At 43.9% G+C, this 24,357-nt stretch carries 23 protein-coding genes; 14 read left to right on the top strand and 9 right to left on the bottom strand.

Annotated elements, in window-relative coordinates; genetic code table 11:
• Positions 1-13 precede the first annotated feature (13 nt).
• Both EYR97_RS00600 and EYR97_RS00605 read left to right on the top strand, forming a co-directional pair.
• Positions 14-1,189, top strand: a complete 1,176-nt coding sequence (locus EYR97_RS00600; RefSeq protein ID WP_131091913.1) for a sensor histidine kinase — start codon at positions 14-16, stop codon at positions 1,187-1,189.
• Positions 1,186-1,830: a response regulator transcription factor gene (locus tag EYR97_RS00605; protein ID WP_131091914.1), complete on the top strand. Its 645-nt coding sequence runs from the start codon at positions 1,186-1,188 to the stop codon at positions 1,828-1,830. Before EYR97_RS00600 ends, EYR97_RS00605 begins: the two co-directional genes overlap by 4 nt.
• Before the next feature lie 85 nt (positions 1,831-1,915).
• On the opposite strand, the gene EYR97_RS00610 is transcribed toward EYR97_RS00605, so the two are convergent.
• Complete coding sequence (locus EYR97_RS00610; protein WP_131091915.1) at positions 1,916-3,073, bottom strand: S-(hydroxymethyl)glutathione dehydrogenase/class III alcohol dehydrogenase; 1,158 nt, start codon at positions 3,071-3,073, stop codon at positions 1,916-1,918.
• A 161-nt stretch (positions 3,074-3,234) separates the two neighbouring features.
• On the opposite strand from EYR97_RS00610, the gene EYR97_RS00615 reads away from it, so the two are divergent.
• The 5 genes from EYR97_RS00615 to ung all read left to right on the top strand — a co-directional run bounded on the left by EYR97_RS00615 (position 3,235) and on the right by ung (position 9,947).
• Positions 3,235-4,113: a LysR substrate-binding domain-containing protein gene (locus tag EYR97_RS00615; protein WP_131092317.1), complete on the top strand. Its 879-nt coding sequence runs from the start codon at positions 3,235-3,237 to the stop codon at positions 4,111-4,113.
• 292 nt (positions 4,114-4,405) lie between these two features.
• Complete coding sequence (gene thrA, locus EYR97_RS00620; RefSeq protein ID WP_131091916.1) at positions 4,406-6,871, top strand: bifunctional aspartate kinase/homoserine dehydrogenase I; 2,466 nt, start codon at positions 4,406-4,408, stop codon at positions 6,869-6,871.
• 19 nt (positions 6,872-6,890) lie between these two features.
• Positions 6,891-7,856, top strand: a complete 966-nt coding sequence (gene thrB / locus EYR97_RS00625) for a homoserine kinase (protein ID WP_131091917.1) — start codon at positions 6,891-6,893, stop codon at positions 7,854-7,856.
• 136 nt (positions 7,857-7,992) lie between these two features.
• On the top strand, positions 7,993-9,279 hold the full coding sequence (gene thrC, locus EYR97_RS00630; protein WP_131091918.1) for a threonine synthase: 1,287 nt from the start codon (positions 7,993-7,995) through the stop codon (positions 9,277-9,279).
• Entirely contained in the window at positions 9,276-9,947 is a 672-nt protein-coding gene (ung, locus tag EYR97_RS00635; protein ID WP_131091919.1) for a uracil-DNA glycosylase, read from the top strand. The genes thrC and ung overlap by 4 nt, the downstream gene beginning before the upstream one ends.
• 87 nt (positions 9,948-10,034) lie before the next feature.
• On the opposite strand, the gene EYR97_RS00640 is transcribed toward ung, so the two are convergent.
• From EYR97_RS00640 to tal, 3 genes are all read right to left on the bottom strand, one after another.
• Positions 10,035-10,211, bottom strand: a complete 177-nt coding sequence (locus EYR97_RS00640; protein WP_012519516.1) for a DUF3545 family protein — start codon at positions 10,209-10,211, stop codon at positions 10,035-10,037.
• 436 nt (positions 10,212-10,647) lie between these two features.
• On the bottom strand, positions 10,648-12,297 hold the full coding sequence (gene pgi / locus EYR97_RS00645) for a glucose-6-phosphate isomerase (RefSeq protein WP_131091920.1): 1,650 nt from the start codon (positions 12,295-12,297) through the stop codon (positions 10,648-10,650).
• Positions 12,298-12,312: 15 nt separating this feature from the next.
• Entirely contained in the window at positions 12,313-13,272 is a 960-nt protein-coding gene (gene tal / locus EYR97_RS00650; RefSeq protein WP_131091921.1) for a transaldolase, read from the bottom strand.
• Between the two features lie 311 nt (positions 13,273-13,583).
• Here tal and yaaA point away from each other — a divergent pair, with 311 nt between their 5' ends.
• The 4 genes from yaaA to EYR97_RS00670 all read left to right on the top strand — a co-directional run bounded on the left by yaaA (position 13,584) and on the right by EYR97_RS00670 (position 16,051).
• Entirely contained in the window at positions 13,584-14,360 is a 777-nt protein-coding gene (yaaA, locus tag EYR97_RS00655) for a peroxide stress protein YaaA (protein ID WP_131091922.1), read from the top strand.
• A 107-nt stretch (positions 14,361-14,467) separates the two neighbouring features.
• Complete coding sequence (locus EYR97_RS00660; RefSeq protein WP_131091923.1) at positions 14,468-14,998, top strand: helix-turn-helix transcriptional regulator; 531 nt, start codon at positions 14,468-14,470, stop codon at positions 14,996-14,998.
• A complete protein-coding gene (locus EYR97_RS00665) occupies positions 14,995-15,717 on the top strand; it encodes an AzlC family ABC transporter permease (RefSeq protein WP_131091924.1) in 723 nt (240 codons plus the stop codon). Before EYR97_RS00660 ends, EYR97_RS00665 begins: the two co-directional genes overlap by 4 nt.
• Positions 15,707-16,051, top strand: a complete 345-nt coding sequence (locus EYR97_RS00670; protein WP_131091925.1) for an AzlD domain-containing protein — start codon at positions 15,707-15,709, stop codon at positions 16,049-16,051. Before EYR97_RS00665 ends, EYR97_RS00670 begins: the two co-directional genes overlap by 11 nt.
• Positions 16,052-16,139: 88 nt before the next feature.
• Here the strand turns inward: EYR97_RS00670 and EYR97_RS00675 are convergent, their stop codons facing one another.
• Positions 16,140-16,556: an MAPEG family protein gene (locus EYR97_RS00675; RefSeq protein ID WP_131091926.1), complete on the bottom strand. Its 417-nt coding sequence runs from the start codon at positions 16,554-16,556 to the stop codon at positions 16,140-16,142.
• Between the two features lie 314 nt (positions 16,557-16,870).
• On the opposite strand from EYR97_RS00675, the gene EYR97_RS00680 reads away from it, so the two are divergent.
• The 3 genes from EYR97_RS00680 to EYR97_RS00690 all read left to right on the top strand — a co-directional run bounded on the left by EYR97_RS00680 (position 16,871) and on the right by EYR97_RS00690 (position 19,973).
• A complete protein-coding gene (locus EYR97_RS00680) occupies positions 16,871-17,500 on the top strand; it encodes a glutathione S-transferase family protein (RefSeq protein ID WP_131091927.1) in 630 nt (209 codons plus the stop codon).
• A gap of 152 nt (positions 17,501-17,652) precedes the next feature.
• Complete coding sequence (locus EYR97_RS00685; protein ID WP_131091928.1) at positions 17,653-19,485, top strand: DUF885 family protein; 1,833 nt, start codon at positions 17,653-17,655, stop codon at positions 19,483-19,485.
• Positions 19,486-19,637: 152 nt separating this feature from the next.
• The gene (locus EYR97_RS00690; protein ID WP_131091929.1) at positions 19,638-19,973 is read left to right on the top strand and encodes a VOC family protein; all 336 of its coding nucleotides are present in this window, start codon (positions 19,638-19,640) and stop codon (positions 19,971-19,973) included.
• Between the two features lie 24 nt (positions 19,974-19,997).
• On the opposite strand, the gene EYR97_RS00695 is transcribed toward EYR97_RS00690, so the two are convergent.
• The 4 genes from EYR97_RS00695 to proC form a co-directional block, all read right to left on the bottom strand.
• A complete protein-coding gene (locus tag EYR97_RS00695; RefSeq protein WP_131091930.1) occupies positions 19,998-22,019 on the bottom strand; it encodes an NADPH-dependent 2,4-dienoyl-CoA reductase in 2,022 nt (673 codons plus the stop codon).
• 376 nt (positions 22,020-22,395) lie between these two features.
• Positions 22,396-22,842 (bottom strand): DUF4426 domain-containing protein, encoded by a 447-nt coding sequence (locus tag EYR97_RS00700; RefSeq protein ID WP_131091931.1) that lies wholly within the window; start codon positions 22,840-22,842, stop codon positions 22,396-22,398.
• Between the two features lie 39 nt (positions 22,843-22,881).
• Positions 22,882-23,421: a YggT family protein gene (locus tag EYR97_RS00705; RefSeq protein ID WP_131091932.1), complete on the bottom strand. Its 540-nt coding sequence runs from the start codon at positions 23,419-23,421 to the stop codon at positions 22,882-22,884.
• Between the two features lie 20 nt (positions 23,422-23,441).
• Positions 23,442-24,263, bottom strand: a complete 822-nt coding sequence (gene proC / locus EYR97_RS00710) for a pyrroline-5-carboxylate reductase (RefSeq protein ID WP_131091933.1) — start codon at positions 24,261-24,263, stop codon at positions 23,442-23,444.
• Positions 24,264-24,357 lie beyond the last annotated feature (94 nt).

The raw sequence follows: 24,357 nt of genomic DNA on the forward strand, positions 1-24,357 counted from the left end.
ATATAAGGTACATATGACTCAACTTTCAATTTGCAAAGCGTGGTTGGTAAACAATGTAGAACGTGGCTCAGCGTTTATTACATGGCTTTTCGTGAGTGGTTCTGCACTTTATTTTCTATCATTGAATTATAACGTTGGTGGTGGAGCAAACATTGGCCTTTGGCGTATGTTTGTGGCTCCAGTGCTATTCATTGCCATTGCCGTGTGCTTCGTAATTATTACCCGGCACGATGAATCTTTACCTAAATGGCGCGTGCCCTTGCTATGGGGGATGTATGGCTTATCAGTTTTAAGCCAACTCTTATTACCGTATGCCTACATTGCTATTTTCTTAGTTATTTGGTCAGCAGTATTACCTTATTATGTGTCGTGGGGAAGGTGCTTAGCATTGTCTATTCCACTGTCGATACCAACAGTATTAATACAGAGTATGGTGTGGGGAGAAAATCAAGCGTTGCTTACTGGGGCATTGTTTTGGACTTTTAACTTATTCGCTATGATGATGTCGAGTACAGCAATAAAGGAAACCGCTGCTAGAGAGCAGGCCGATGCTTTGAATCGACAGCTCCTCAGTACACAGCATTTAATTAAACAGGCCATTACTCAAGATGAGCGCTTGCGTATAGCGCGAAATATCCATGATGTATTGGGGCATCACCTTACTGCTTTGACAATTAATCTACAGGTGGCCTCACGCAAGAGTGATTTAGCAAAGTGCGAAGATGTAAAAACGCATGTTGAACAGTGCCATGCCATCGCAAAACTGCTGCTGTCAGATGTAAGAGAAGCCATTTCTGATATTAGAGAGAATGCGGCAATTGACTTTAAAGGTGCGGTTCGCTCTTTGGTCAGCGATTTGCCGAGACCGCAAGTGACACTGCATATTCAAGACAACCTAACGTTAACCAATGTGCGCATTGCGGATGCTTTGCTGCGGTGTATGCAAGAAGGCTTAACTAATGTCATTCGTCACACTCAGTCCCATGAATTTACCATCAGCCTTACTCAACAAAATCAACAATATAATTTAGTCATGCAAGATAGACAGTTTGTTGCTCAAAAGTCATTTCAACAAGGAAATGGATTAACGGGAATGAGAGAACGCGTTGAGGCACTGGGTGGAAGGGTGTTTTTTGAGTTTAATGAAATAGGGTTTCGTTTGACTATTGATGTTCCGGAGGAGGAATGAAAACGCGAGTGCTGTTAGTCGAAGATCAAATGTTGGTGCGCCAAGGTATTACATCCTTGTTAGCGCTCGATGAATCTGTTGATGTTGTTGGCGAGTGTGAAGATGGAAGTCAACTAATTGATACCTTGAAGCGAGTTTCATGTGATGTAATTTTAATGGACATACGCATGCCAAAAATGTCAGGGATAGACGCATTAAACGCACTAAAAGAAAGCGATATTGGTATTCCCGTTTTAATGTTGACTACCTTTGATGATCACTCCTTGGTAAGTGGCGCCATTAATGCAGGGGCTCGAGGGTATTTACTTAAAGATGTGTCACTTGAAACCTTAGTTGATGCTATTAAAACGGTCGAGCGGGGCGAAACATTAATTCAGCCTGCGGTAACAGAAAAAGTGTTGAAAGGACTGCAAGGGCTCAGTGTTACCTTTGAATCTTTTGATATGCCAGAGTCGCTTTCAACGAAAGAGTTGGAAATATTGCGTTTAGTTGCAGCAGGGTATAGCAACAAAGAAATAGCCGATACCATTCACAAATCTACGGGTACAGTAAAAAATCAGGTATCTACCATCATGGCTAAACTTGGTGTACGGGACAGAACCAGAGCAGTTTTGAAGGCTTTAGAGCTAGGGTGGATTTAGAGTTCGAATGGAATTAAAGCATAGCAAAAAACAAAAAGGCTCGTGTTGAAACGAGCCTTTGTTATTTAGAGCCTGTTGACCTGGCTTATTTGTCCATATGTACAACAGAGCGAATACTTTCGCCTTTGTGCATTAAGTCAAATGCGTCGTTTATATCTTCTAAGCCCATGGTGTGTGTTATGAATTCTTGAAGACCAAATTCGCCATTTAGATATTGTTCAACAATACCTGGCAATTGAGAGCGACCTTTTACACCGCCGAATGCTGTACCTCGCCATACTCGGCCTGTTACAAGTTGGAAGGGACGAGTTGAAATCTCTTGGCCTGCGCCAGCTACACCAATAATGACCGATTCACCCCAGCCCTTGTGACAACATTCAAGGGCAGAACGCATAACATTAACGTTACCAATACACTCAAATGAGTAGTCCACACCGCCATCTGTCATATCAACGATGACTTCTTGAATAGGCTTGTCAAAGTGCTTAGGGTTAACCACATCAGTAGCCCCAAGTTGTTTGGCTAGATCGAACTTACTTTCGTTAATATCAATACCGATAATACGGCCTGCACCCGCCATGCGCGCACCAATAATAGCTGAAAGCCCAATGCCGCCTAAACCAAAGATAGCAACGGTATCGCCTTCTTGTACTTTGGCAGTATTTAACACCGCACCCATACCTGTAGTTACACCGCAACCAAGTAAGCACACTTCTTCAAGTGGGGCAGATTTATTCACCTTAGCTAATGAAATTTCTGGTAGCACGGTAAATTCAGAAAACGTAGAACAACCCATGTAGTGATAAATAGGCTCGCCATCTTTAGAAAAACGGCTTGTTCCGTCAGGCATAAGCCCTTTTCCTTGCGTGGCACGCACTGCTTGGCAAAGGTTTGTTTTACCAGACTTACAGAATTTACACTCTCCGCATTCTGCGGTGTAAAGTGGAATAACATGGTCGCCAACTTCTACACTTGTTACACCTTCACCCACCATTTCCACAATACCGCCACCTTCGTGGCCCAATATTGATGGGAATACGCCTTCTGGATCTTCACCTGAAAGGGTGAATGCATCAGTATGACAAACACCGGTAGCGACAATGCGAACTAGTACTTCACCTTTTTTCGGCAACTCTACATCCACTTCTTCCATTTTAAGTGGTTCACCCGGTCCCCAAGCTACAGCAGCTTTAGACTTAATATGTGTTTGCCCTTCTTGTAGTGAATCTTTAAATGATGCCATTCGGTAACTCCTTAATCACAAATATGATGGATAGGTAATGCGCTAAAGTATAGGAGAGGGAAAGGTTTAGATAAATACGGATTTAGTAAATCACTTTTACGTATTTGTAATAATTTCTAATGAAGCTTAATATGTCTGCAACAGTTCAACGATTATTAAAAATGAAATATCTAGAAGGCATCGCCGAATTTTGTTCTGTCGCTGAAGTAGGCAATTTTACCGGTGCGGCAAACAAGCTCGATACATCAGTAGCCCAAATTAGTCGCAAGGTAGCTTCACTTGAAAAGCAATTGGGTGTGAAATTATTACAGCGCACCACGCGCAGTGTGTCACTCACCGAGGCAGGCGAGTTGTATTTCAAACAGGTACAACCTGCTTTACAAGCTCTTGAGGACGCACAGTTGGCTGTCAGCGCATTACAGCAATCGCCTCAAGGCCTTATTAAGCTTACAGCGCCTGTTGCATTCGGAGAGGCATTCATTGCTCCATTATTAAACACTTTCATGAAGATGTATTCAGGTATCAGTGTGCAATGTGTTTTTTCTAATGAAAAGCTGGATATTGTGGAAATGGGGTTAGACCTTGCTATCCGAATTGGTAAGTTACAAGACTCCACATTGGTGGCGAAAAAGCTTGCTACACGTCACTTGTATATCTGTGGCAGCCCCAGCTATTTCGAGCAACACAGTGTGCCGCAAACCCTTGACGAACTGAAGCAACTCGATTTGTTGGTTGGCTCTCAACCCTTTTGGCGAGCGGTGATTGACAACAAAGTGCATTCAATACCTGTCCAAGGTCGTGCTCGCTATAACAGTGGTAATGCGTTGCGCGATGCCTCTCTAGAAGGTTTGGGGCTCACACAGTTGCCAGGGTTCTACGTGCGCGACGATTTAGCCAAAGGAAATTTAATAGAGGTACTACCAGCGCTCAAAGATAAGCAAGAAGCGATTTGGGCAGTGTTTCCGTCAAATCGAAATGTGGCGCCAAAAATTAGGTTACTTGTTGATTTTCTTGCTCAAAATATTGTTGATGACCGTTGAGAAGGTCAAATATTTCGACTTTTGTACCTTAATTCGAAATATTTTCTCAAGAGTGTTTCATTTTTTGCAATACAGTGTGGTGAAAACTGCGGTTGACAGATAGACGTCTATACGGCAAATTGCATGTATGAAAAAGATTCTACTTATTGGCACCACAACCATGTCGATTACCACCTTAAATAGGGCGGTCGCTGACTAGTGCAAGTAAGCAAAAGACAACGAAAGCCCGCCTAAACAAGAGCGGGCTTTTTTTTACTCACGTTTTAGCATGCGTAACCTTAAGGAGCAGCATATGAAAGTCTTAAAGTTTGGGGGTTCCTCTCTAGCCGATGCACCGCGTTACATGCGCGTAATGGAAATTAGCACGGCAACCCACCAAACCGACGGTGCTGCGGTTGTACTCTCTGCCCCTAAAGGGGTAACGAATGCGCTTTCATTACTTTGTGAACAAGCAGCCGCCGGTGAAGATTTCCAACCCCTTTTCAACAAACTCAATGAAACGGTAACGGGAATAGCGAATAACTTAAATCAAGATTTAACAGGCTTTGATCACACCCGAGTTATTGATTTTATTAACTCGCACCTTAATGTGTTGAAGCAACATTTAGAAGGTATTGCGCTATTAGGTGTGGCACCAGACAACGTGTCGGCGGGTATCTTAAGTATTGGCGAATATATTTCAGTCACTCTGTTCAGTGCTATGCTTTCAGCTAAGGGAATTGCGAACCGCGTTATCGACCCAGTAACTTATGTTTTAGCCGAAGGCGACTATTTAGATAGCATCGCGGATGTATCACTGAGCAAGGCTCGTTTTTCAGATGTACCTACTGATGGCAGTGAATTATTGGTGATGCCGGGGTTTGTGGCGGCCAATGAAAAAGGTGAAAAAGTCACACTGGGACGCAACGGTTCTGATTATTCAGCTGCTATATTGGCGGCGTGTATTGATGCGAGCTGTTGTGAAATTTGGACTGATGTAGACGGCGTTTACAATGCCGATCCTAATCAAGTTGAAGGCGCAGTTCTGCTTGATAAACTTACCTATCAAGAAGCGATGGAATTGTCTTATTTCGGTGCAAAAGTGCTTCACCCTAAGACTATCGGCCCCATCGCGCAACATCACATTCCTTGTTTAATTCGCAACACACTTAACCCAGCTGCGCCTGGCACGCTCATTAGCAATGAAAAGAGCGAAAAGTGGACGTCGGTTAAAGGTATCTCTCAGCTTGATAATGTAACCATGTTCAACGTTGCAGGCCCCGGCCTTAAAGGTATGGTTGGCATGGCAAGTCGCGTGTTTGAGGTGATGTCAAACGCCAATATTTCTATTAGCCTTATCACGCAATCGTCATCAGAGTATTCCATTAGTTTTTGTATTCAAAGCAAAGATGCAAGCCGCGCATTAACGTTACTTGAAGATGCGTTTGCACTAGAGCTCCAAAATCAATTGCTTGACCCTATCGAAGTACGTCACGATTTAGCCATTGTCACCTTAGTTGGTGATGGCATGCGTCAAACGAAGGGCCTCGCTGCGCGTTTCTTTAATTCACTAGCGCAAGCTCGCGTGAATAATGTGGCCATTGCGCAAGGTTCATCAGAGCGTTCAATCTCAACAGTAATTGAATGCAAGCGTGCGAAAAAAGCGGTGAAGGTGATTCACCAGAATTTTTTCTCTGACCGTCACACCATTGATGTGTTTCTTGTTGGTTGTGGCAACGTGGGTACCGAATTATTGGGGCAAATTGCCAAGCAGCAACCAGAACTTCTTAAACGCAATGTTCAGCTACGTGTTTACGGTATAGCAAATAGCCGAAAACTGTTGCTCAATAGCCAAGGTATTGACTTAAATAGCGATTGGAAAGCTGCGCTGGCATCTGCCAGTGAAGGATTAAGTGTTGAGCGTTTACATCAATTCGCTAACGATAACAGTTTGGTTAACCCCGTCATTGTTGATTGTACAAGTCACGAAGCTATTGCACAGCAATACGTTGAGATGATGGAAAGTGGCTTCCATGTGGTTACGCCGAATAAAAAGGCCAATACCTCGTCGATGGACTACTACAAAACACTGCGTAAAACAGCCCAGTCTACTAATCGTCAATACCTGTATGAAACGACTGTCGGTGCAGGCCTACCTGTAATCGACAACTTGCAGAAATTATTCAGTGCGGGTGATGTGTTACACCGTTTTGAAGGTATTCTTTCAGGCAGCTTGTCGTATGTTTTTGGCAAGTTGGAAGAGGGCATGAGCCTTTCACAAGCGACGCAAACAGCCAAAGATAACGGCTTTACTGAGCCAGACCCACGAGATGACCTTAGTGGCATGGATGTGGCGCGCAAGCTATTGATCATGGCACGTGAAGCTGATTTGGCATTAGAGCTATCAGATATTGAAATTGAGTCTGTACTACCTGCTGGATTTGCTGAGGACTGCTCGATTGATGAGTTTATGCGACAACTTCCTGAATTAGATAGTGACTTTGCTGAAAAAGTGGCCAGCGCTAAAGCTCAAGGCAAAGTGTTGCGCTATATCGGCAGTATCGAAGCAGGTAAATGTAAGGTAAGTATACAGGCCGTGCCAGCGACTAACCCACTTTCCCAAGTGAAAGATGGTGAAAACGCATTGGCTATTAACAGTGATTACTACAATCCTATTCCGTACGTTATTCGCGGTTATGGTGCAGGTGGTACGGTTACCGCAGCCGGTGTGTTTGCAGATATTCTGCGCACCATGCCATGGAAACAAATGGCCCATTAAGCCAAGTAGAGGATATAAAATGAAAGCATTACGGGCCTTTGCGCCAGCCTCAATTGGAAATGTGAGTCTTGGTTTCGATGTATTAGGTGCGGCTTTGGCCCCTGTCGATGGTACTCGGTTAGGGGATGAAGTAGAAATTAAAGCCGCGGAACACTTTTCGCTGGACGTTCTTGGGCCATTTGCGCACAAGCTTCCTGGGGATGCTGACAGCAATATCGTAACCAAATGTTATCACTATTTTTGTGAGCAAATGGAAAAAGCCGGTAAACCAACATCGCCTGTTGCGCTAACGCTACATAAAAACTTACCTATTGGCAGTGGACTAGGTTCAAGTGCCAGTTCCATTGTGGCTGCTTTTGCGGCGCTTAATGCGTATTTCGGCAATCCGTATGATGAAGATACCTTGCTTTTCATGATGGGCGAGCTAGAGGGGCAAATTAGTGGTAGCGTTCATTATGATAACGTAGCACCTTGCTATTTAGGCGGCATGACCTTAATGACGGGAGCTGCTGCGCCACTTACCTTGTCACTACCGCTAAATAAAGATTGGTACTACGCTATATGCTACTCGGGTATCAGCGTTTCTACTTCGGCTGCGCGAGACATATTGCCCAAACAGGTTGATATGGCCACGGCGTTGACCTTTGGTCGACAGTTGGGCGTTTTTGTACATGCACTGCATGCAGGAGATTTTTCTCTTGCAGCATCTGTGATGAAAGATGTGATTGCAGAGCCATATCGAAAGTCATTACTTCCCGGTTTTGATGACGCGCGAGTTTACAGCGAACAAGCCGGTGCGTTGGCGTTCGGTATTTCAGGGTCAGGGCCAACAGTGTTTGCAGTGTGCCCAACCAAAGAGCAAGCAGACGATGTGGCTGAATATCTGACAAAACACTACATTCAAAATGAAGACGGTTTTAGTCATGTGTGTCAGATACCAACGCAAGGTACGCTTGTCACAGATGTAAATGTCACAGATATATAATTTAAGAAATATAGTTTTTAGAGAAAACGCTTCAAAGATGCAATTTCAGTAACGAAATTTGCAATAGCAATAAGAGATATAAAGACTGCCAAATTAGGTGCTTAACCTCGCGGTCTAAATAAAAAGGTAACAGCAAGTGGAATTGGTAAATTTAAAAGATCCTTCGGACACAGCAAACTTTGCTGAAGCTGTAAAGCGCGGTTTAGGTAAACAACAAGGTTTGTATTTTCCTGAGCGTATTCCAACGCTCGACAATATTGACGCATTGCTTGATAAGCCATTTGTCGAGCGCAGCATTGATGTGCTTCGTGCGCTTATTGGTGATGAACTAAACAATGGCGAGCTAGAAGCTATTGTTGAAACGGCGTTTGCTTTTGGTGCTCCGGTAGAGCAGGTTAGCGATAATATTTATTCGCTAGAGCTTTTTCACGGTCCTACATTGGCATTTAAGGACTTCGGCGGCCGCTTCATGGCACAAACCTTATCGCGTATCAGCGAAGGCAAGCCAGTTACTATTTTAACCGCAACGTCTGGTGATACTGGTGCAGCGGTAGCTCATGCATTTCACGGTATAGACAATATCAATGTTGTTATTCTTTTCCCGAAAGGCAAAATAAGTGCCCTTCAAGAAAAGCTGTTTACTACGCTAGGTGGCAATATTCACACTGTGGCCATTGAGTCAGATTTTGATGCTTGCCAAAGCCTTGTTAAAACGGCTTTTGACGATCCGGATGTGCGCGAAGGTCTACACCTAAATTCAGCGAACTCAATTAATATCAGTCGATTACTTGCTCAAGTGTGTTATTACTTTGAAGCGGTTAGCCAGTTGCCAAAAGAGAAGCGTGATCAGCTGGTCGTTTCTGTACCAAGTGGTAACTTTGGTAACCTTACTGCCGGGATGATTGCAAAGGCGCTAGGGTTACCTATTAAGCGCTTTATTGCTGCAACGAATTTAAACGATACCGTGCCACGTTATTTGAAAACCGGTGAGTGGGCACCAAAAGCCACGGTTGCCACTATGTCGAATGCGATGGATGTGAGCCAGCCCAATAACTGGCCGCGTATTGAAGCATTAATTGAGCGCGGCTATATCGATAAAGCATGCTTGAAAGGTGAAATGGTTGACGAAGAGTATACGCAGTTAGCGATGCGTCAATTGGCACAGCTAGGCTATACCAGTGAACCACATGCGGCGATTGCATATCGCGCCGTAAGCCACGACTTAGAAGAGGGAGAAATCGGTCTTTTCCTAGGTACAGCGCACCCAGCTAAATTCAGAGAGACTGTGGAAAATGTTTTGGGTAATCCAATCAGCTTGCCTAAAGCTCTGGCTGATGTTGCCGGAGAAGACAGTTTAGCGGTTGATTTGCCTGCTTCTTATGACGTGTTAAAACAACATATGATGGACTTACTAAAAGCATGAGCGACACGCTGATGACATGGGAAGATGCACTTGCTGTTGAGAAGCAGCAAGCGTACTTCGTGTCTTTGCTTTCTAAAATTAAGGCCGAACGCAAAGCGGGGAAGGTTATTTACCCTGCTCAAGATGACGTTTTTAATGCACTTACGCTGACACCGCTTAACGACGTAAGGGTGGTTATTTTGGGGCAAGATCCTTACCACGGCCCGCATCAAGCTCACGGACTATGTTTTTCTGTGCTGCCGGGGGTAAAAACGCCTCCTTCGTTGGTGAATATATACAAAGAACTCGCTAACGACATAGATGGTTTTGCCATTCCCAATCACGGCACGCTAACGCAATGGGCCAAGCAGGGCGTATTGTTGCTTAATACTGTATTAACTGTTGAGCAAGGAAAAGCGCATAGCCATGCTAAGTGGGGATGGGAAACTTTCACTGACAAAATTATTGAGTCCGTTAACACGCACTGCACAGACGTTGTATTTTTGTTGTGGGGGAGCCACGCACAGAAAAAAGGAAAGCATATTGACCGTGATAAGCATACGGTTTTACATGCACCACATCCGTCACCTTTGTCTGCGCATCGCGGTTTTTTAGGGTGCAAGCACTTCAGTCAAGCCAATGAGTACTTGACGTTAAAAGGCAAAGCCCCAATAGACTGGCAGGTGTAGTTCGGTTGCGTAGTGCAATTAAACTACACGCGCAAGTAACAGGATAGAAAGTAAAAAGGCCGCTTGATTCATCAAGCGGCCTTTCTATTATCTTTCCAGTGTTTCTAGCTCATATTCGAACCCACAATCGAGTTCAGCTAGTTCTTTTTCTAATTTGTAGCGATCTTGCAGCGCTTCGATTTCTCTCCACTTACGTTTTTTGCTTTTGGTTTTTGCTGGGCTTGCTTCGATGTCTAACATGGCAAATAGATCTGATTTATCCACTGGGATCTCCTTTTTATACCACTATAACTAATACAGAGCTTATTGTCAGAGTGTATTGACTCAAGGCCAATATATTCTCATTTCCCTCTGTACGATTTTGTATCACAGCCGACACTAAAATAAAATAGTTAAATTTACCTTTTATTAACAATTTGTGACGATATGATGACAATGGTAAGGATGCGTCAGGTAGGGTGAATAGATTAACGTAGAATGCTATGTTATTGAGCTATTTGCTTTTATTGCATTAAATTACATCTCAAGACAGTACGAATATCCATAAAGATCGCTATCTATCAGTGTAACAATTACGTTAACTATTTTAAGCGTGTAAACAAAAACGGCCGCTTTATACTGTAAGGTATATACGGCCGTTCAATGTTCGCTTTGTGTTTGCTTTGCACCAAATGGGTAATTTTACATCACCCTAAATTCCTTATTTTGGTGCATTCGCAGCTCTGAATTTAGCAATCAATTGTTGTGTTGAAGCGTCGAAATTATCTTTGTCTGCTTCACCTTGAATGCCTGCAAGTACTTGGTTTCCTAGTACTTTACCTAACTCAACGCCCCATTGGTCGAATGAGTTTAGGTTCCAGATAACACCCTGAACGAATACCTTATGCTCATACATTGCAACCAGCGCGCCAAGAATGTTTGGCGTGAGGCTTTCGAACAAAAAAGTATTGCTAGGCTTGTTACCCGGCATGGTTTTGTGCGCTGCTAAGCGTTTGCGCTCGGCATCGTCTAGCCCTTTACCGTCTAGATCCGCATAACAGGCTTCAAAGGTTTTGCCTTGCATCAATGCTTGAGTTTGACCAAAGCAGTTAGACGCAAGCATGGCATGATGTGTGTCATCTTGGTTTGGTACGTTTAGCGGAAGCATAAAATCTGCAGGGATAACACCTGAGCCTTGGTGAATCAGCTGGTGGAAACTATGTTGACCATTAGTACCTTCACTCCCCCAAATAATTGGGCCCGTAGGGTAATCAACACTATCACCTTCTTGCGTCACTTCTTTGCCATTACTTTCCATATCAAGCTGTTGCACGTAGGCTGGTAAGCCGCGCAAATAGTGACAATAAGGTAACAACACATGCGACTGCGCATCGAAGAAGTTTCTGTACCACACGCCTAAAAGCGCAAGCAATACCGGCATATTTTGCTCTAGCGGTGCCGTGGCGAAATGGGTATCCATTTCGAAAGCGCCTTCTAATAAGCCTTTAAAGTTTTCAAAACCGAGTGCCAGTGAAATAGGCAAACCAATTGCCGACCACAATGAATAACGTCCGCCAACCCAGTCCCACATTGGGAATATATTGTCGGCACTGATACCAAAATCTGTGGCCGCTTTTACATTAGAAGACACGGCAACAAAGTGTTTGGCAATGTCTTCTTGCGTGCCGCCTGATTTTATAAACCAGTCTTTGGCAGTAAGGGTATTTTGCAGTGTTTCTTGCGTAGAAAACGACTTAGAAGACATCACAACGAGCGTTTCTTCAAAATCGACGCTCGACAGCACATCGTGAATATGGCATCCATCAACATTCGCAACAAAATGTACTTTCACCGCGTCAACGGTATGCGGCTTAAGTGCTTCGGTCATGATTTTCGGGCCCAAAAACGAGCCACCAATACCAATCGCCACTATGTGCTTAATAGGTTTGCCTGTGTAGCCTTTGTGCGAACCGTTGTGAATAGAGGCTGTGAACGCTTCTATTTTAGCAAGGGTGTCATGAACTTCTGGCATTACATTTTGACCGTCTACCATGACAGGGCGGTCAGAAAAATTGCGCAGGGCAGTGTGCAGTACAGCGCGGCCCTCAGTTGAGTTTATTTGCTCACCCGAAAACATAGCATCGCGCAGAGTTTCAACATTGCAAGCGCGAGCTAAATCGAATAATGCGGACAACGCATCATCATTAACGCGGTTTTTAGCGTAATCGAGGAAAATACCACATGCTTCAAGTTGCATTTTCTCGGCTCTTTGCGGGTCAGCTTCAAACCAGTCACGCATGTGTGCGCTTTTTACTGATTCCGCTAACTCACTTAATTTTTGCCACTGTGGGAGTGAAGTTAAAACGCTCATTGTTTTACCTTATCCTTATGCGCTTAGTTTCTCGCGAAGCATGGTTTCTAGTTTTTCTTGATCGGCAGCAAAGTTGCGAATACCTTCAGAAAGCTTTTCCGTTGCCATAGCATCTTCGTTCATTTCCCAGCGGAATTGGCTCTCAGTTAAGCGTTCGCCAGGTGTTTTTGTCGCACCCTTGTCTTTTAATTTCACTTCAAGTTCGCCAGATTCATTGGCCAACTCTTCTAGTAACGCTGGGCTAATGGTTAGACGGTCACAACCTGCTAGTGCCTGAATTTCACCAATGTTGCGGAAGCTTGCGCCCATCACAACAGTCTTATAGCCGTGATCTTTGTAGTAATTGTAGATTTTGGTCACAGAGACTACGCCAGGATCTTCTTCGGGTGCATAGGACTCGGTGCCTGTTGCCTTTTTGTACCAATCTAGAATTCTTCCTACGAACGGTGAAATTAGGTAAACACCCGCTTCCGCACAGGCCTGTGCTTGTGCAAAGCTAAACAGCAAGGTTAGGTTGCACTGAATGCCTTTTTTCTCTAGCTCTTCTGCCGCTTGAATACCTTCCCATGTAGATGCAATTTTGATAAGAATTTTCGATTTATCAATACCTGCGTCTTTGTATAGTTGAACCAAGCGCTCAGCTTTCTCAATCGTAGCGCTTTTATCAAAAGATAAGCGAGCATCTACCTCTGTTGAAATTCGACCAGGAATGGTTCCTGAAATTTCTTTACCAATCGCCACTGCCAGTTTGTCCGCTGCATCGGTAAGTTGTTGTTCCGCATCGTTAGATTGAAGCTTTGCCCACGCTACTGCATCGTCAATTAGGCTAGCATACTGAGGAAGACTTGCTGCTTTAAGCAGTAATGAAGGGTTAGTAGTGGCATCTACAGGCTGATATTTCTTTATTGCATCGATATCGCCCGTATCGGCAACAACAGTGGTGATATCACGTAACGAAGCTAGCTGATTGCTCATAAGTCTCTCTGTTCTTAATTTCTGTATTCTACATTCTGCTATCGAGATAGCGTTGGACAACTCGCCAGTAAGGCCAATTGTATAAAGTTGATTCGCTTTTGCGTTTGTAGGGTCTTGCAGTCTGTTTGAATCAGACTTTTATGGAATAGCACTATTTATATCAAACCCGTGTCATAATTTATAGCGGATAAGCGCGAAATAAATGCTAATCGAATTTATCTGTTAAGCCAATTTGTGTCTTTCTTATGCCTTTTTAATTTTTACTGCGTATCAAATGGTACAATGCAATGGTTAAGAATTAAGGAGTAGACATGTTAGTTGTAGTATCCCCTGCGAAAAACCTCGATTTTGAAAGCGATATTCCGTCAAAGCAATTCACCCAACCGAGTATGTTGGAAGACACGATGCGCCTTATGGAAGTATGCCGCACACTATCACCTGCAGATTTATCATCGCTGATGAAGATCAGTGACAAACTCGCTACCCTTAATGCTAATCGCTTCGCCGAGTTTTCAACACCGTTTACACCAGATAATGCGCGCCAGGCTATGTATGCGTTTAATGGCGATGTGTATACAGGGTTAGATGCTTATTCCCTTGATGCGAATACAGTTGAATATGCTCAGAAACATTTGAGAATACTATCGGGTTTGTATGGTTTGCTACGCCCACTCGATTTAATGCAGGCCTACCGCCTGGAAATGGGAACTAAGCTTGCGAACCCAGCAGGCAAAGATCTCTATGCGTTTTGGGGCGATCGTATTACTCATACCCTTAACCAAGCATTAGCAGAACAAGGCGACAATGTGCTTATTAATCTTGCTTCAAATGAGTACTTCAAAGCGGTTAAGAAAACGTCGCTAGACGGTATGGTAATTACGCCTACCTTTAAAGATTGTAAAAATGGTCAGTACAAGATCATCAGCTTCTTCGCGAAAAAAGCCCGCGGTTTGATGGCCCGATATATTTTAGAAAACCGCGTCGCCGATGTAGATGGCCTTAAAGCTTTTGACGTAGATGGGTATCAATTTAGTGAAGCGCAAAGCTCTTCCACAGAGCTCGTGTTCCTTCGTAATCAAGAAGCCTAGTTTTATCTTTGGCGTGGGAAGTAAATAACCCGTCATCATCTAAAAGCCTTGACATTCGGGTGTTCAATATATAGAACGTTCTTTATATCGAACGCTTGAGTGTCAGCATGTTAAATCAATCAACACTTAATACCCTTGGACGCCATTTGCAAAAGCTGCGACAAGAAAGGGGTATTTCTCTCTCTCAACTTGCCGCAGGGGCAGGTATTGCCAAGTCTAATCTTTCTCGACTTGAGCAAGGTAACGGCAACCCCACTTTAGACACGATTTGGCGTTTGGCAAAAGAACTCGATCTATCCTTTGGAGAATTAGTTCATCCTCTCAGTACCAGCGTTGGTGAGCAGGGTGTAGAAGTTCGCCTTATTGAGCAGGGAAAAGGCGACCCCAAAGTGGACGCTTATTGGATGTCTATTGCTCCGAATACGCATCGTGAAGCAGAGGCGCATGCAACGGGGACAGAAGAGAGCATTACGTTAATAAGCGGTTCATTAGAGGCGGGGAATACAGGGAATACCGTGGTTTTGAGCCCAGGCCAAAGTACCGCATTTAACGCTGACTTGCCACATTGTTACAAAACACAAGATCAATGGGCAACCTGTCTTATTACTATCGTTTATCACAAAAAGGCGCAGCAATGAACGCTTCAACGCAAAGAAGTGGCTTAAAGCAAGGCATACTCGACGGGTTACCATTACTTGGTGGCTACATTCCCGTAGCAATTTCATTTGGTGTTATTGCTGTTCAAGCAGGGTTCTCTACACTTGAGGCGACACTTATTTCGGTATTTATTTATGCCGGTGCTTCTCAGTTTTTACTTGTCGCCATGGTGGCTTCTGGCTCTCCATTATGGTTAGCAGTGTGCATGACATTACTTGTTAATGTACGTCATGTGGTTTATGCACCCAACCTTGCACTGCATCTAACGCAAAGTAGGGCATGGCCTTGGTTGATGCATGGATTGACCGATCAAATTTTTGCCCTTGCTCACACGCGCTTGCCATCAATGGAAGAGAGCAAGAAAGTCGACTGGTTTAAAGGTGTGTCGATGGTGGCATGGTTAAGTTGGGTTTTAGGGACTGCATTGGGGGGAATTGCCGGTGATTCATTGACACAAAAGTGGCCTGTGCTAGATAGCGTAATGCCGTTTGCGTTGCCCGCACTTTTTCTGGTTTTGTTGGCCCCCAAGTTTGCCAATAAAGTGTGGTCTATTACCCTGTTAGTTACCATGGCAAGTGCGTTATTTATTGCACTAAGTACATTTAAGAACGCAGCTATTCCATTAGCGGCTTTAACAGGGGCTCTGACTTTTTATTTACTGACTACGCGATTTGATAGGAAGCAATCTCATGCAAACTGATATTTGGATAGCGATTGTTATTGCCGCCATTGGCACCTATGGATTACGAGTTGGACCGTTATTATGGACACAACGACACATTAACAAACACAAAGCCAATAACACTGAAGCCCATTTACCCACGTGGCTAAGCGTTTTAGGGCCGCTGATGATTGCCGCCATGCTCGGCGCCTCTTTGATCCCCAAAACACCTTCGTTATCGAGTTGGCTTGCTAGTGCTGTGGGTATACTGGTTACCACCTTGGTTTGGCGTAAATTCAAAACGCTGGGGTTACCGGTGTTTTGCGGCGTATTGTCTTTTGGCTTGGTGTTCGCGGCTATCTCTATTTTTTAAGTGTTGACCTTTGATGACAAAATACTACAAAGGTCAACAGATAATGGTTAAGGGATTTGTTAAGACATTGAGGGCTTTTGTAGCCGTGTCACGATAGTAAATTAACAGCAGCGAGTATTGTCATTGCAATTAAAATAAGACACCCCAGCATAAATAGACGCATTCTGGTGGGAACATAATTCGACCCGACATGCACAAATGCATGAAAAACGCGACTTAGGGCATATGCCCAAGCAAGAGATATTGCCAAGTAACCAACGCCATTTGAGGCATAGAGCAAGCCACAAAGTGCATAAAAAAGTACCGGCGTCTCAAATTGGTTGGCAATATTGTTTGAAACTTGAATAACTTCGTTAGGCCAAACTTGATTGTTCAACGCAGCCTCTTTTCTATTTACTTCACCCGCTTTCACTGCTTTGGCTTTTCTCATACCCAGTACGATAAACATACATAACGTCAGCGCAATTTGTGTCAAAACCGGCCAAAATATACTCGTTGCTTGCATGAAAGTGTCCTTTGTCAAATATTGAGCAAAGATGCTCTTTTACAATAAATTAATTTAACGCAAAGCCTCAAAGCAGGCTCTAGTTACAGCACGTCAAACTCTACAATTAGCAAGTATTCGATTAGACGTGAATTCAAACAAGAATACTTTGCTGGCAGTGCGCAATATAATACTCATCGTTCAGTTAGTTATACTAATGCTCCGCTAATTCCTGACTTTATATCAAATCAGAAACACAGTGATACAAAATCCGTGTAGCACTTTTTTACTAAACGACATAGAGTGTTAGCTTCATTTATGTAATGGAGTGAGGCATGTATACTTTATATGGCTACCCTAAAACGCGTTCAGTTCGCGTAGCTTGGGCGCTGGAAGAGTTAGGTTTACCCTACGATTATCAACTCATTGACTTACGACAAGGGCAACATTTATCTGATGCTTTCAGAGCGTTAAGTCCTGCAGCAAAGATTCCTATTCTTATTACCCCTGAAGGCGCGCTTAGCGAATCTGCAGCTATTGTAACTTACCTAGCAGAGCGTCATGGCATGCACGAGTTCATTCCTGAGCCGGGGAGTTTTGCACGGGCCAAGTACGAAGAAATGTTGGTGTTTCTGGTTGCAGAGCTAGAGCAACCTATTTGGAATATTGCAAAGCACACTTTTGCATTACCAGAAGACAAGCGTATAGCAGAAATGCGTGACGTAGCAGCGTGGGAATTTACGCGTGCCATGAAGACATTCTCTATCTTGCTAGGCGATAAGTCTTTTGTTTGTGGTGACATGTTTACCATGGCTGATGTGATAGCAGGGCACATTCTTGCGTGGGCTAAAGGGTCTAAATTGTCGCATTCCTATGATAACGTACATGCTTACACTGAGAAGGTACTAGCTCGTCCTGCTTACACAAAAGCGTGGCAAGGTGAAGCTGATAAGTTACCCAAATAAGAAGCGCCAATATGTTCGACTCAGTACGCTTGAATCAGCATACTCAGATGAACATATAAGACGCAGTACATACGACATAGTATATACGATAAAGCAGAACAACTAACAATACGACAGGGAACCTGACCGGTTCAACGACAACAGGAAATACAATGAAAGTATTCAAAACACTTTTGGTGAGCGGTGCAGTGGCGCTAGCTCTCGGAAACCCTTTAGCTATTGCACATGAACACACAGGTTCAAAGGCAGAAGCACCCGCCAATCAAGCGGTTAAAACTGAGCATGACAAGCTTTTCGCACTATTTGCTGCTTCTGATGCGCGTAATATTGAGCTTAATCCTGTCATGGCCATTTTTCGTGGTGACATGAGCCGTGCTGATAAACTCGGTGATTTTCTAACGGATTCTCACACTATAGCTAGCAAAACCGCAACTTTGCTTAATTTGTCTGAGTTGTCTCACATTGATAGAAGCAAACTCAGTGATACTGATAAGTTAGCCTACGACGTTTTTAAATATAACCAAGAACGTTCTGTAAAAATGTCTACCGATGAAATTGAGGCGCTAACAGAAGTTCGCCCAGTAAACCATTTCAGTGGTTTCCACACTTTCTATCCTACTTTTGCCAGTGGTAAAGGGGCAGCCCCTTTTAAAACAGTAGAAGATTATGAAAATAACCTGTCTCGTCACAAAGACTACATCGCCATTTCGGACCGTGCTATCGAAAAATTCCGTGAAGGCATGGAAACCGGTGTTTTTGAAACCAAGTTGACGATTGACCGGGTGATCAAACAGTTCGATACCCAATTGGCTATTCCGCTTAAAGAATCACAATTTTGGGGGCCAATTACCATGTTCCCAGAAAGTTTTTCTGACGAAGAGAAAGCACGCTTAACGGCGGACTATGAAACTGCAACCCAAGAAATTTACGATGCGACTACCCGTATGCGTGATTTCTTGCGTGATGAGTACTTGCCGGTAGCTCGTGAAACCATCGGTTTGAGTGACATGAAAGGCGGCGCTAAGCTGTATCAATTGATGGTTGAAGGTTCAACTACGCTACCAATGACACCTGATGAACTGCACAATCTTGGCCTTAAAGAAGTTAAGCGCATTAAAAACGATATGCTTGAAATTAAGGACGAAGTGAACTTTGAAGGGACGTTAAACGAGTTCTTCGATTACGTACGCACCGACCCTAAATTTAAGCCTGAAAGCCGTGAAGCGTTAACAGAGAGTTATTATGAAATTGGTCGCCAAGTCGATGAGAAAATTGACCAATATTTCTCTTTGCTACCTAAATCTGAGCTTGAAATAAAACCCTATGATCCTGCCATCGAACAGTTCAGCGCGGGTGGCTCGTACCAACCAGGTACACCTGATGGTTCACGACCTGGTACGTTCTACTTTAATGCTTACGACTTACCAAGTCGTTTGACCACAGGTAACGTTACTTTGTACCTTCATGAAGGTGCACCGGGTCACCATTTCCAGGTAAGCCTTGCGCAAGAGAATGAAGCGCTACCTTCATTTATGCGCTTTAGCTTCTTACCTGCTTTTGGTGAAGGCTGGGCATTGTATTCTGAAACCCTTGGTTACGAGATGGGCTTTTTTGATGATCCGTGGAACCGTTACGGCACACTGCAAGATGAGCAACTACGTGCCATGCGTCTTGTGGTGGATACGGGTATTCACGCTAAAAGCTGGACCCGTGAACAAGCTATCGACTTTATGCTAGAAAACTCAGGTATGACGCGTACTGAAGTGGTAGCAGAAGTAGAGCGCTACATTGCCATCCCATCTCAAGCGTTGTCATACAAAGTGGGCGCGCTGAAAATTCAAGAACTACGCGCTCGTGCAGAGAAAGCGCTTGGCGATAAATTCGACATCCGTGAATTCCACGCTCAAGTGCTGAACACCGGTGGTATTCCACTGGCTATTCTAGAGCAAAAAATTGACCGCTGGATAGCTAGTCAAAAAGCCTAGTTAAAAAACTAGCAGTCAGTCAAAACTATCATCAAGGGCCAGTTGATGCGTTGCATCACTGGCTTTTTTTATATTTGCGACCAACGTCAGTGATATTACTTTTGGTCTTCTTTAAAGTATGAATTTTAGTCAGTTTGAATTAGGGAAAGCGCGTGGAACTAGGTCTATTTTCATTAAGTTTGTCTGTAAAGGATATTGCACTATCAAAAAGCTTCTATGAAACCTTGGGGTTTGAAGCAATGCCGTCGTGTGGCTCGATAGAAGAGAAGTGGGTGATCATGAAAAATGGACAAACCATGATAGGGCTATTTGAAGGTATGTTTGAAGATAATATCTTAACCTTCAACCCAAGTGATGTTCGCGCCATTGAAGCGAGTTTAAAAGAACAAGGTGTAAGTATTGATGTGCCGGTGAAAGGTGATAGTGGTCCGGGACATTTGATGGTTAAAGACCCGGACGGCAACACAATCATGTTCGATCAGTTCTAGATAAACAGGCTTTAGATATACGTCCTATATTTTTGCTGCCAACTCTGCGCCTTGGCGGATCGCTCTTTTGGCGTCAAGTTCTGCGGCAACATCTGCGCCCCCTATAATGTGTACGGTAAGACCCGCTTCTTCCAGTGGCTGTTGTAATGGCTTGAAGGGTTCTTGTCCTGCGCACACAATAACGTTGTCTACAGGCAGCAGTTTTGGGCTGTCGTTGATAAGAACATGAAGCCCTTCATCGTCTATTTTTTCATAGCTCACACCATTTATCATTTGAACATTGTGGTGTTTTAGCGATTGACGATGGATCCAACCAGTGGTTTTGCCTAGTCCTTTGCCTACTTTTGATGTTTTGCGTTGCAGCAGATATACCTTGCGAGATGATGGCTCTATGGCTTTTTCTTTTAGAGCTCCAGCATGCGTATATTGTGTATCAATACCCCAATGTGAAAGCCATTTTTCTTTGTTTTCGGTGAGCTTTTCGTGCTCGACCAAAAACTCGGCAACATCAAAGCCTATGCCGCCTGCACCAATAATTGCGACGTTTTGTCCCACAGGCTTGTGGTCGCGCAGTACATCCAAATATCCCATAACCTTAGGATGGTCATGGCCTTCTATGTTGAGTTTTCTTGGATTAATACCTGTGGCCAATATCACGTCGTCAAAATTACCTTGCTGTAGGCTTTCTGGTGTAACAAGGGTATTGAGATGAATATGAACCCCTGTACGCGCCAGTTGATTAGTAAAGTAACGCAGGGTTTCATAGAATTCTTCTTTACCTGGTACTTGCTTGGCGTAGTTAAACTGCCCACCAATTTCTGAAGCTTTGTCGAATAAGTGTACTTCGTGACCGCGACCGGCTGCGTACATAGAAAACGCAAGCCCAGCGGGGCCCGCGCCAACAACTGCAAGTTTTTTGGGGTTTGCTGTTGGCGTGAATGTAAGCTCTGTTTCATAACACGCCTGTGGGTTCACAAGGCAGCTAGCGCGCTTTTGCTCAAAAGCGTGATCAAGGCATGCCTGATTGCACGCAATACAAGTATTAATAAGTGCTGACTCATTGCGCATCGCTTTATTAACGAAATGTGCATCGGCAAGAAAAGGTCTTGCCATCGACACCATATCAGCATGGCCATCTGCCAAAACAGATTCCGCTACTTCAGGTGTGTTTATTCGGTTTGTGGTGATAAGCGGAAGTGATACTTCTTTTTTCATTCGCTGGGTTATCCACGTAAAGGCCGCCCGTGGAACTGAGGTGGAAATAGTCGGTACGCGCGCCTCGTGCCAGCCTATTCCTGTATTAATTAAGGTTGCCCCCGCTTTTTCAATAGCTTTAGCTAAGTAAACGACTTCATCCCACTGTGCGCCACCTTCAACTAAATCGAGCATAGATAAGCGATAAATAATGATGAAGTTAGTACCTACTTTTTCTCTAACACCTCTTACCACTTCAATTGCGAGTCTGGCTCTATTTTCAAGGCTGCCTCCCCACTCATCATTTCGATGATTCGTACGTTCGCAGAAAAACTGATTGATAAGGTAGCCTTCAGAGCCCATGATCTCTACACCATCATAGCCAGCATCTTGGGCTAGGCTGGCACACTTGATGTAATCTTTAATGGTACTTCTTACACCGCGTGAGGAGAGCTCTCGTGGCTTAAAAGGGGTAATGGGTGATTTCATTGGTGACGCAGAAACCGCGAGAGGATGATAGCCATAACGCCCAGAATGCAGGATCTGCATACATATTTTTCCGCCTTCGGCATGCACTGCATCGGTGATAACTCGATGTTTTTTCGCATGTCCTTTACGGGTCATTCTACCTGCAAAGGGCGCCACCCAGCCTGATATATTTGGACTGATACCGCCGGTCACAATAAGTCCCGCACCACCTTTAGCCCGCTCTGCATAAAAGGCAGCCAATTTGTCAAAACCGCCTTTTTCCTCTTCAAGACCCACGTGCATTGAACCCATCAATGTTCGGTTGCGCAACGTTGTAAAGCCTAAATCTAAAGGTTCAAGTAAATGTGGGTAGGGGCTATTCATAGTCAGTCTCTTTCTTATTTTGTTTTTGGGCCTATCGGTTTGCGCTAATTAAAATATGCGCAGTTCAAAGTAGCGAGTCGCTACAATGAAACTTGCCCGACCAGTTGTCGTAATTATTCATCACACAAGTGCACAGGTAAAGTAAAGAAGATTGCATTGATGTTGGCTAGATTTTTAACTCAAATTAGATCGTGTTGACCTTTGCGGCCAAAACGTACGCAAAGGCCTATGAATCGACCAGCCTTCTCTAGACACTTCACTCAATAGCGGTTAGCCGCCCAAGGGGAGGGGAGAATCAAAAAGGTATTTATTCTCTACCAACAAAAAAGCGCCTAATGGGCGCTTTCATATAAATATTCAAAGCGTCGAATACCCTTTAATTATCTACATACATTTTTTGCTGGAACTTTAGCGTTTGTTTATCTTTACCTTTTTGTACATCTATTTCAAAACGAAAGGTTTCTTGGTCGCGAAAAGGTAATACAGCCAGATAGTAAATAGCGTCACCTTCCTCAACTTTTTTAAAACTTAACGAACGACTATTGCCAATTAAGTTTTTGGCGACACCGGTGACATCGGCACGCTGCGCTTTACCCGTAGTGTTATCTAGCACAGAAATATTCACTAAGGCGTTAAACTTACTTCTTACAATGCCGTAACTTGCAGCCACTTCAGGGGTTAGAAAAGGTGTATTTACTACCATGTAATGCACATCCCAGTTGCCTAACGTTTGCTTTTGTTCTGCGATGGCAGTGTTACACAATGTGGTAAGTGCGAGCGTAAAGAATGCTAACCATTTTATCTTAACGTTTGTCATGTTCATTTCCTCAAAATAATACGAGGTACAACTGAGCCTTTAGGCTCAGAACATAGGGAAGAGATCTTGCAACAATAACTGCAAAAACTGTAGCGCAATAATGGCCACTAACACCGACAAGTCAAGGCCGCCCAAAGGAGGAAGTACCTTGCGAATAGGCGCCAAAAACGGCTCGGTTAGCTGATATAGCACATAGTCAATAGGTGAGCGACCTTGTGATACCCAGCTTAAAATTGCGCGTAATAACAGTACCCAAAATAGGAGCGACAAGGTTTCTTTGATCACGCCAACCACTGACAGTATCAGGACGCCCAATGGATTAAGATTACCGTTAAACATTAAAGCAAGAGTAACAATTTTGAGTGCACACACCACAACGGCTAACACAAAGGTTGCCGTATCGAAACGTCCAATTGAGGGGATAACACGACGCAACGGCCCCACTATAGGGTGGGTTGCTTTAACAATAAACTGACTTAATGGGTTATAGAAATCTGCCTGCACCATTTGCAACCACAGGCGAAGAATTACCACCATTAAGTAAAGGCTGAATAAGGTATCAACCAAAAAAACCGTTGCGTTCATGTATTGTTTTTCCTAAAACGTTAGAGCTGTTTTGCCATTTCTTCTGCACGAGCCACTGCCGCGCGCATTGACTTGCTGACCATGTCTTTTAAACCTTCATTGATAAAGGTGTTTACTGCTTCTGCAGTTGTACCACCTTTAGACGTAACTTGGGCACGAAGCTCACTTAATTCAAGGTCTGGGTTGTTACAAACCATTTCAGCAGCACCTAACATCGCTTGCTGTACCATAAGGCGTGATTGCGCTTTGTCAAAGCCCATATTCATGGCTTCTTCTTGCATGTTTTGCAAGAACAAAAAGAAATACGCTGGGCTACTTCCGGCTGCTGCAATTACGCCGTTAATACCGTCCTCTTGGTCAACCCATACGGTTTCACCAACGCTATTCATCACGTCGTCAACATATTGTCTATCAGACTCTGACACAGTGGTATCAGCGTACATTCCCGACATGCCTTTGCCCAACAAGCTTGGAGTATTTGGCATAATACGTACCACGGGATAGGCGCCACCTAGCATTTCTTGCAGTCTAGCGACGGGTAGACCAGCGGCGATGCTCAAAAATAACTTACCTGAAAGGTCGTTGCTCTTTTGCAATTCAGCACACATATCACCCATAATTTGCGGCTTTACGGCAAGCACAATGGCATCAGCAAATTGGCAAGCTTCATCATTCGATTGTGTGGTGTGGATCCCGAATTCTGCTTTTAAACCATCGAGCTTTGGTGTCGAAGGGTTGGCCGCAAGAATATTTTCCTTCGCATAACCTGATTTGATTAAACCACTGATGATACTGCGGCTCATATTGCCCGCGCCAATAAATGCCAATTTCTTCTGTTGCATGTAAATCCTATTGGTTGTTGAAATTCTAACGTTAGCAGTGTTCGCTTTTGGTTCACTATCCACTATTTTTAAACGCGAAACATAACGCGTACTT

The organism is Alteromonas sp. KUL42 (genome assembly GCF_006538325.1).
Classification (GTDB): Bacteria; Pseudomonadota; Gammaproteobacteria; order Enterobacterales; family Alteromonadaceae; genus Alteromonas.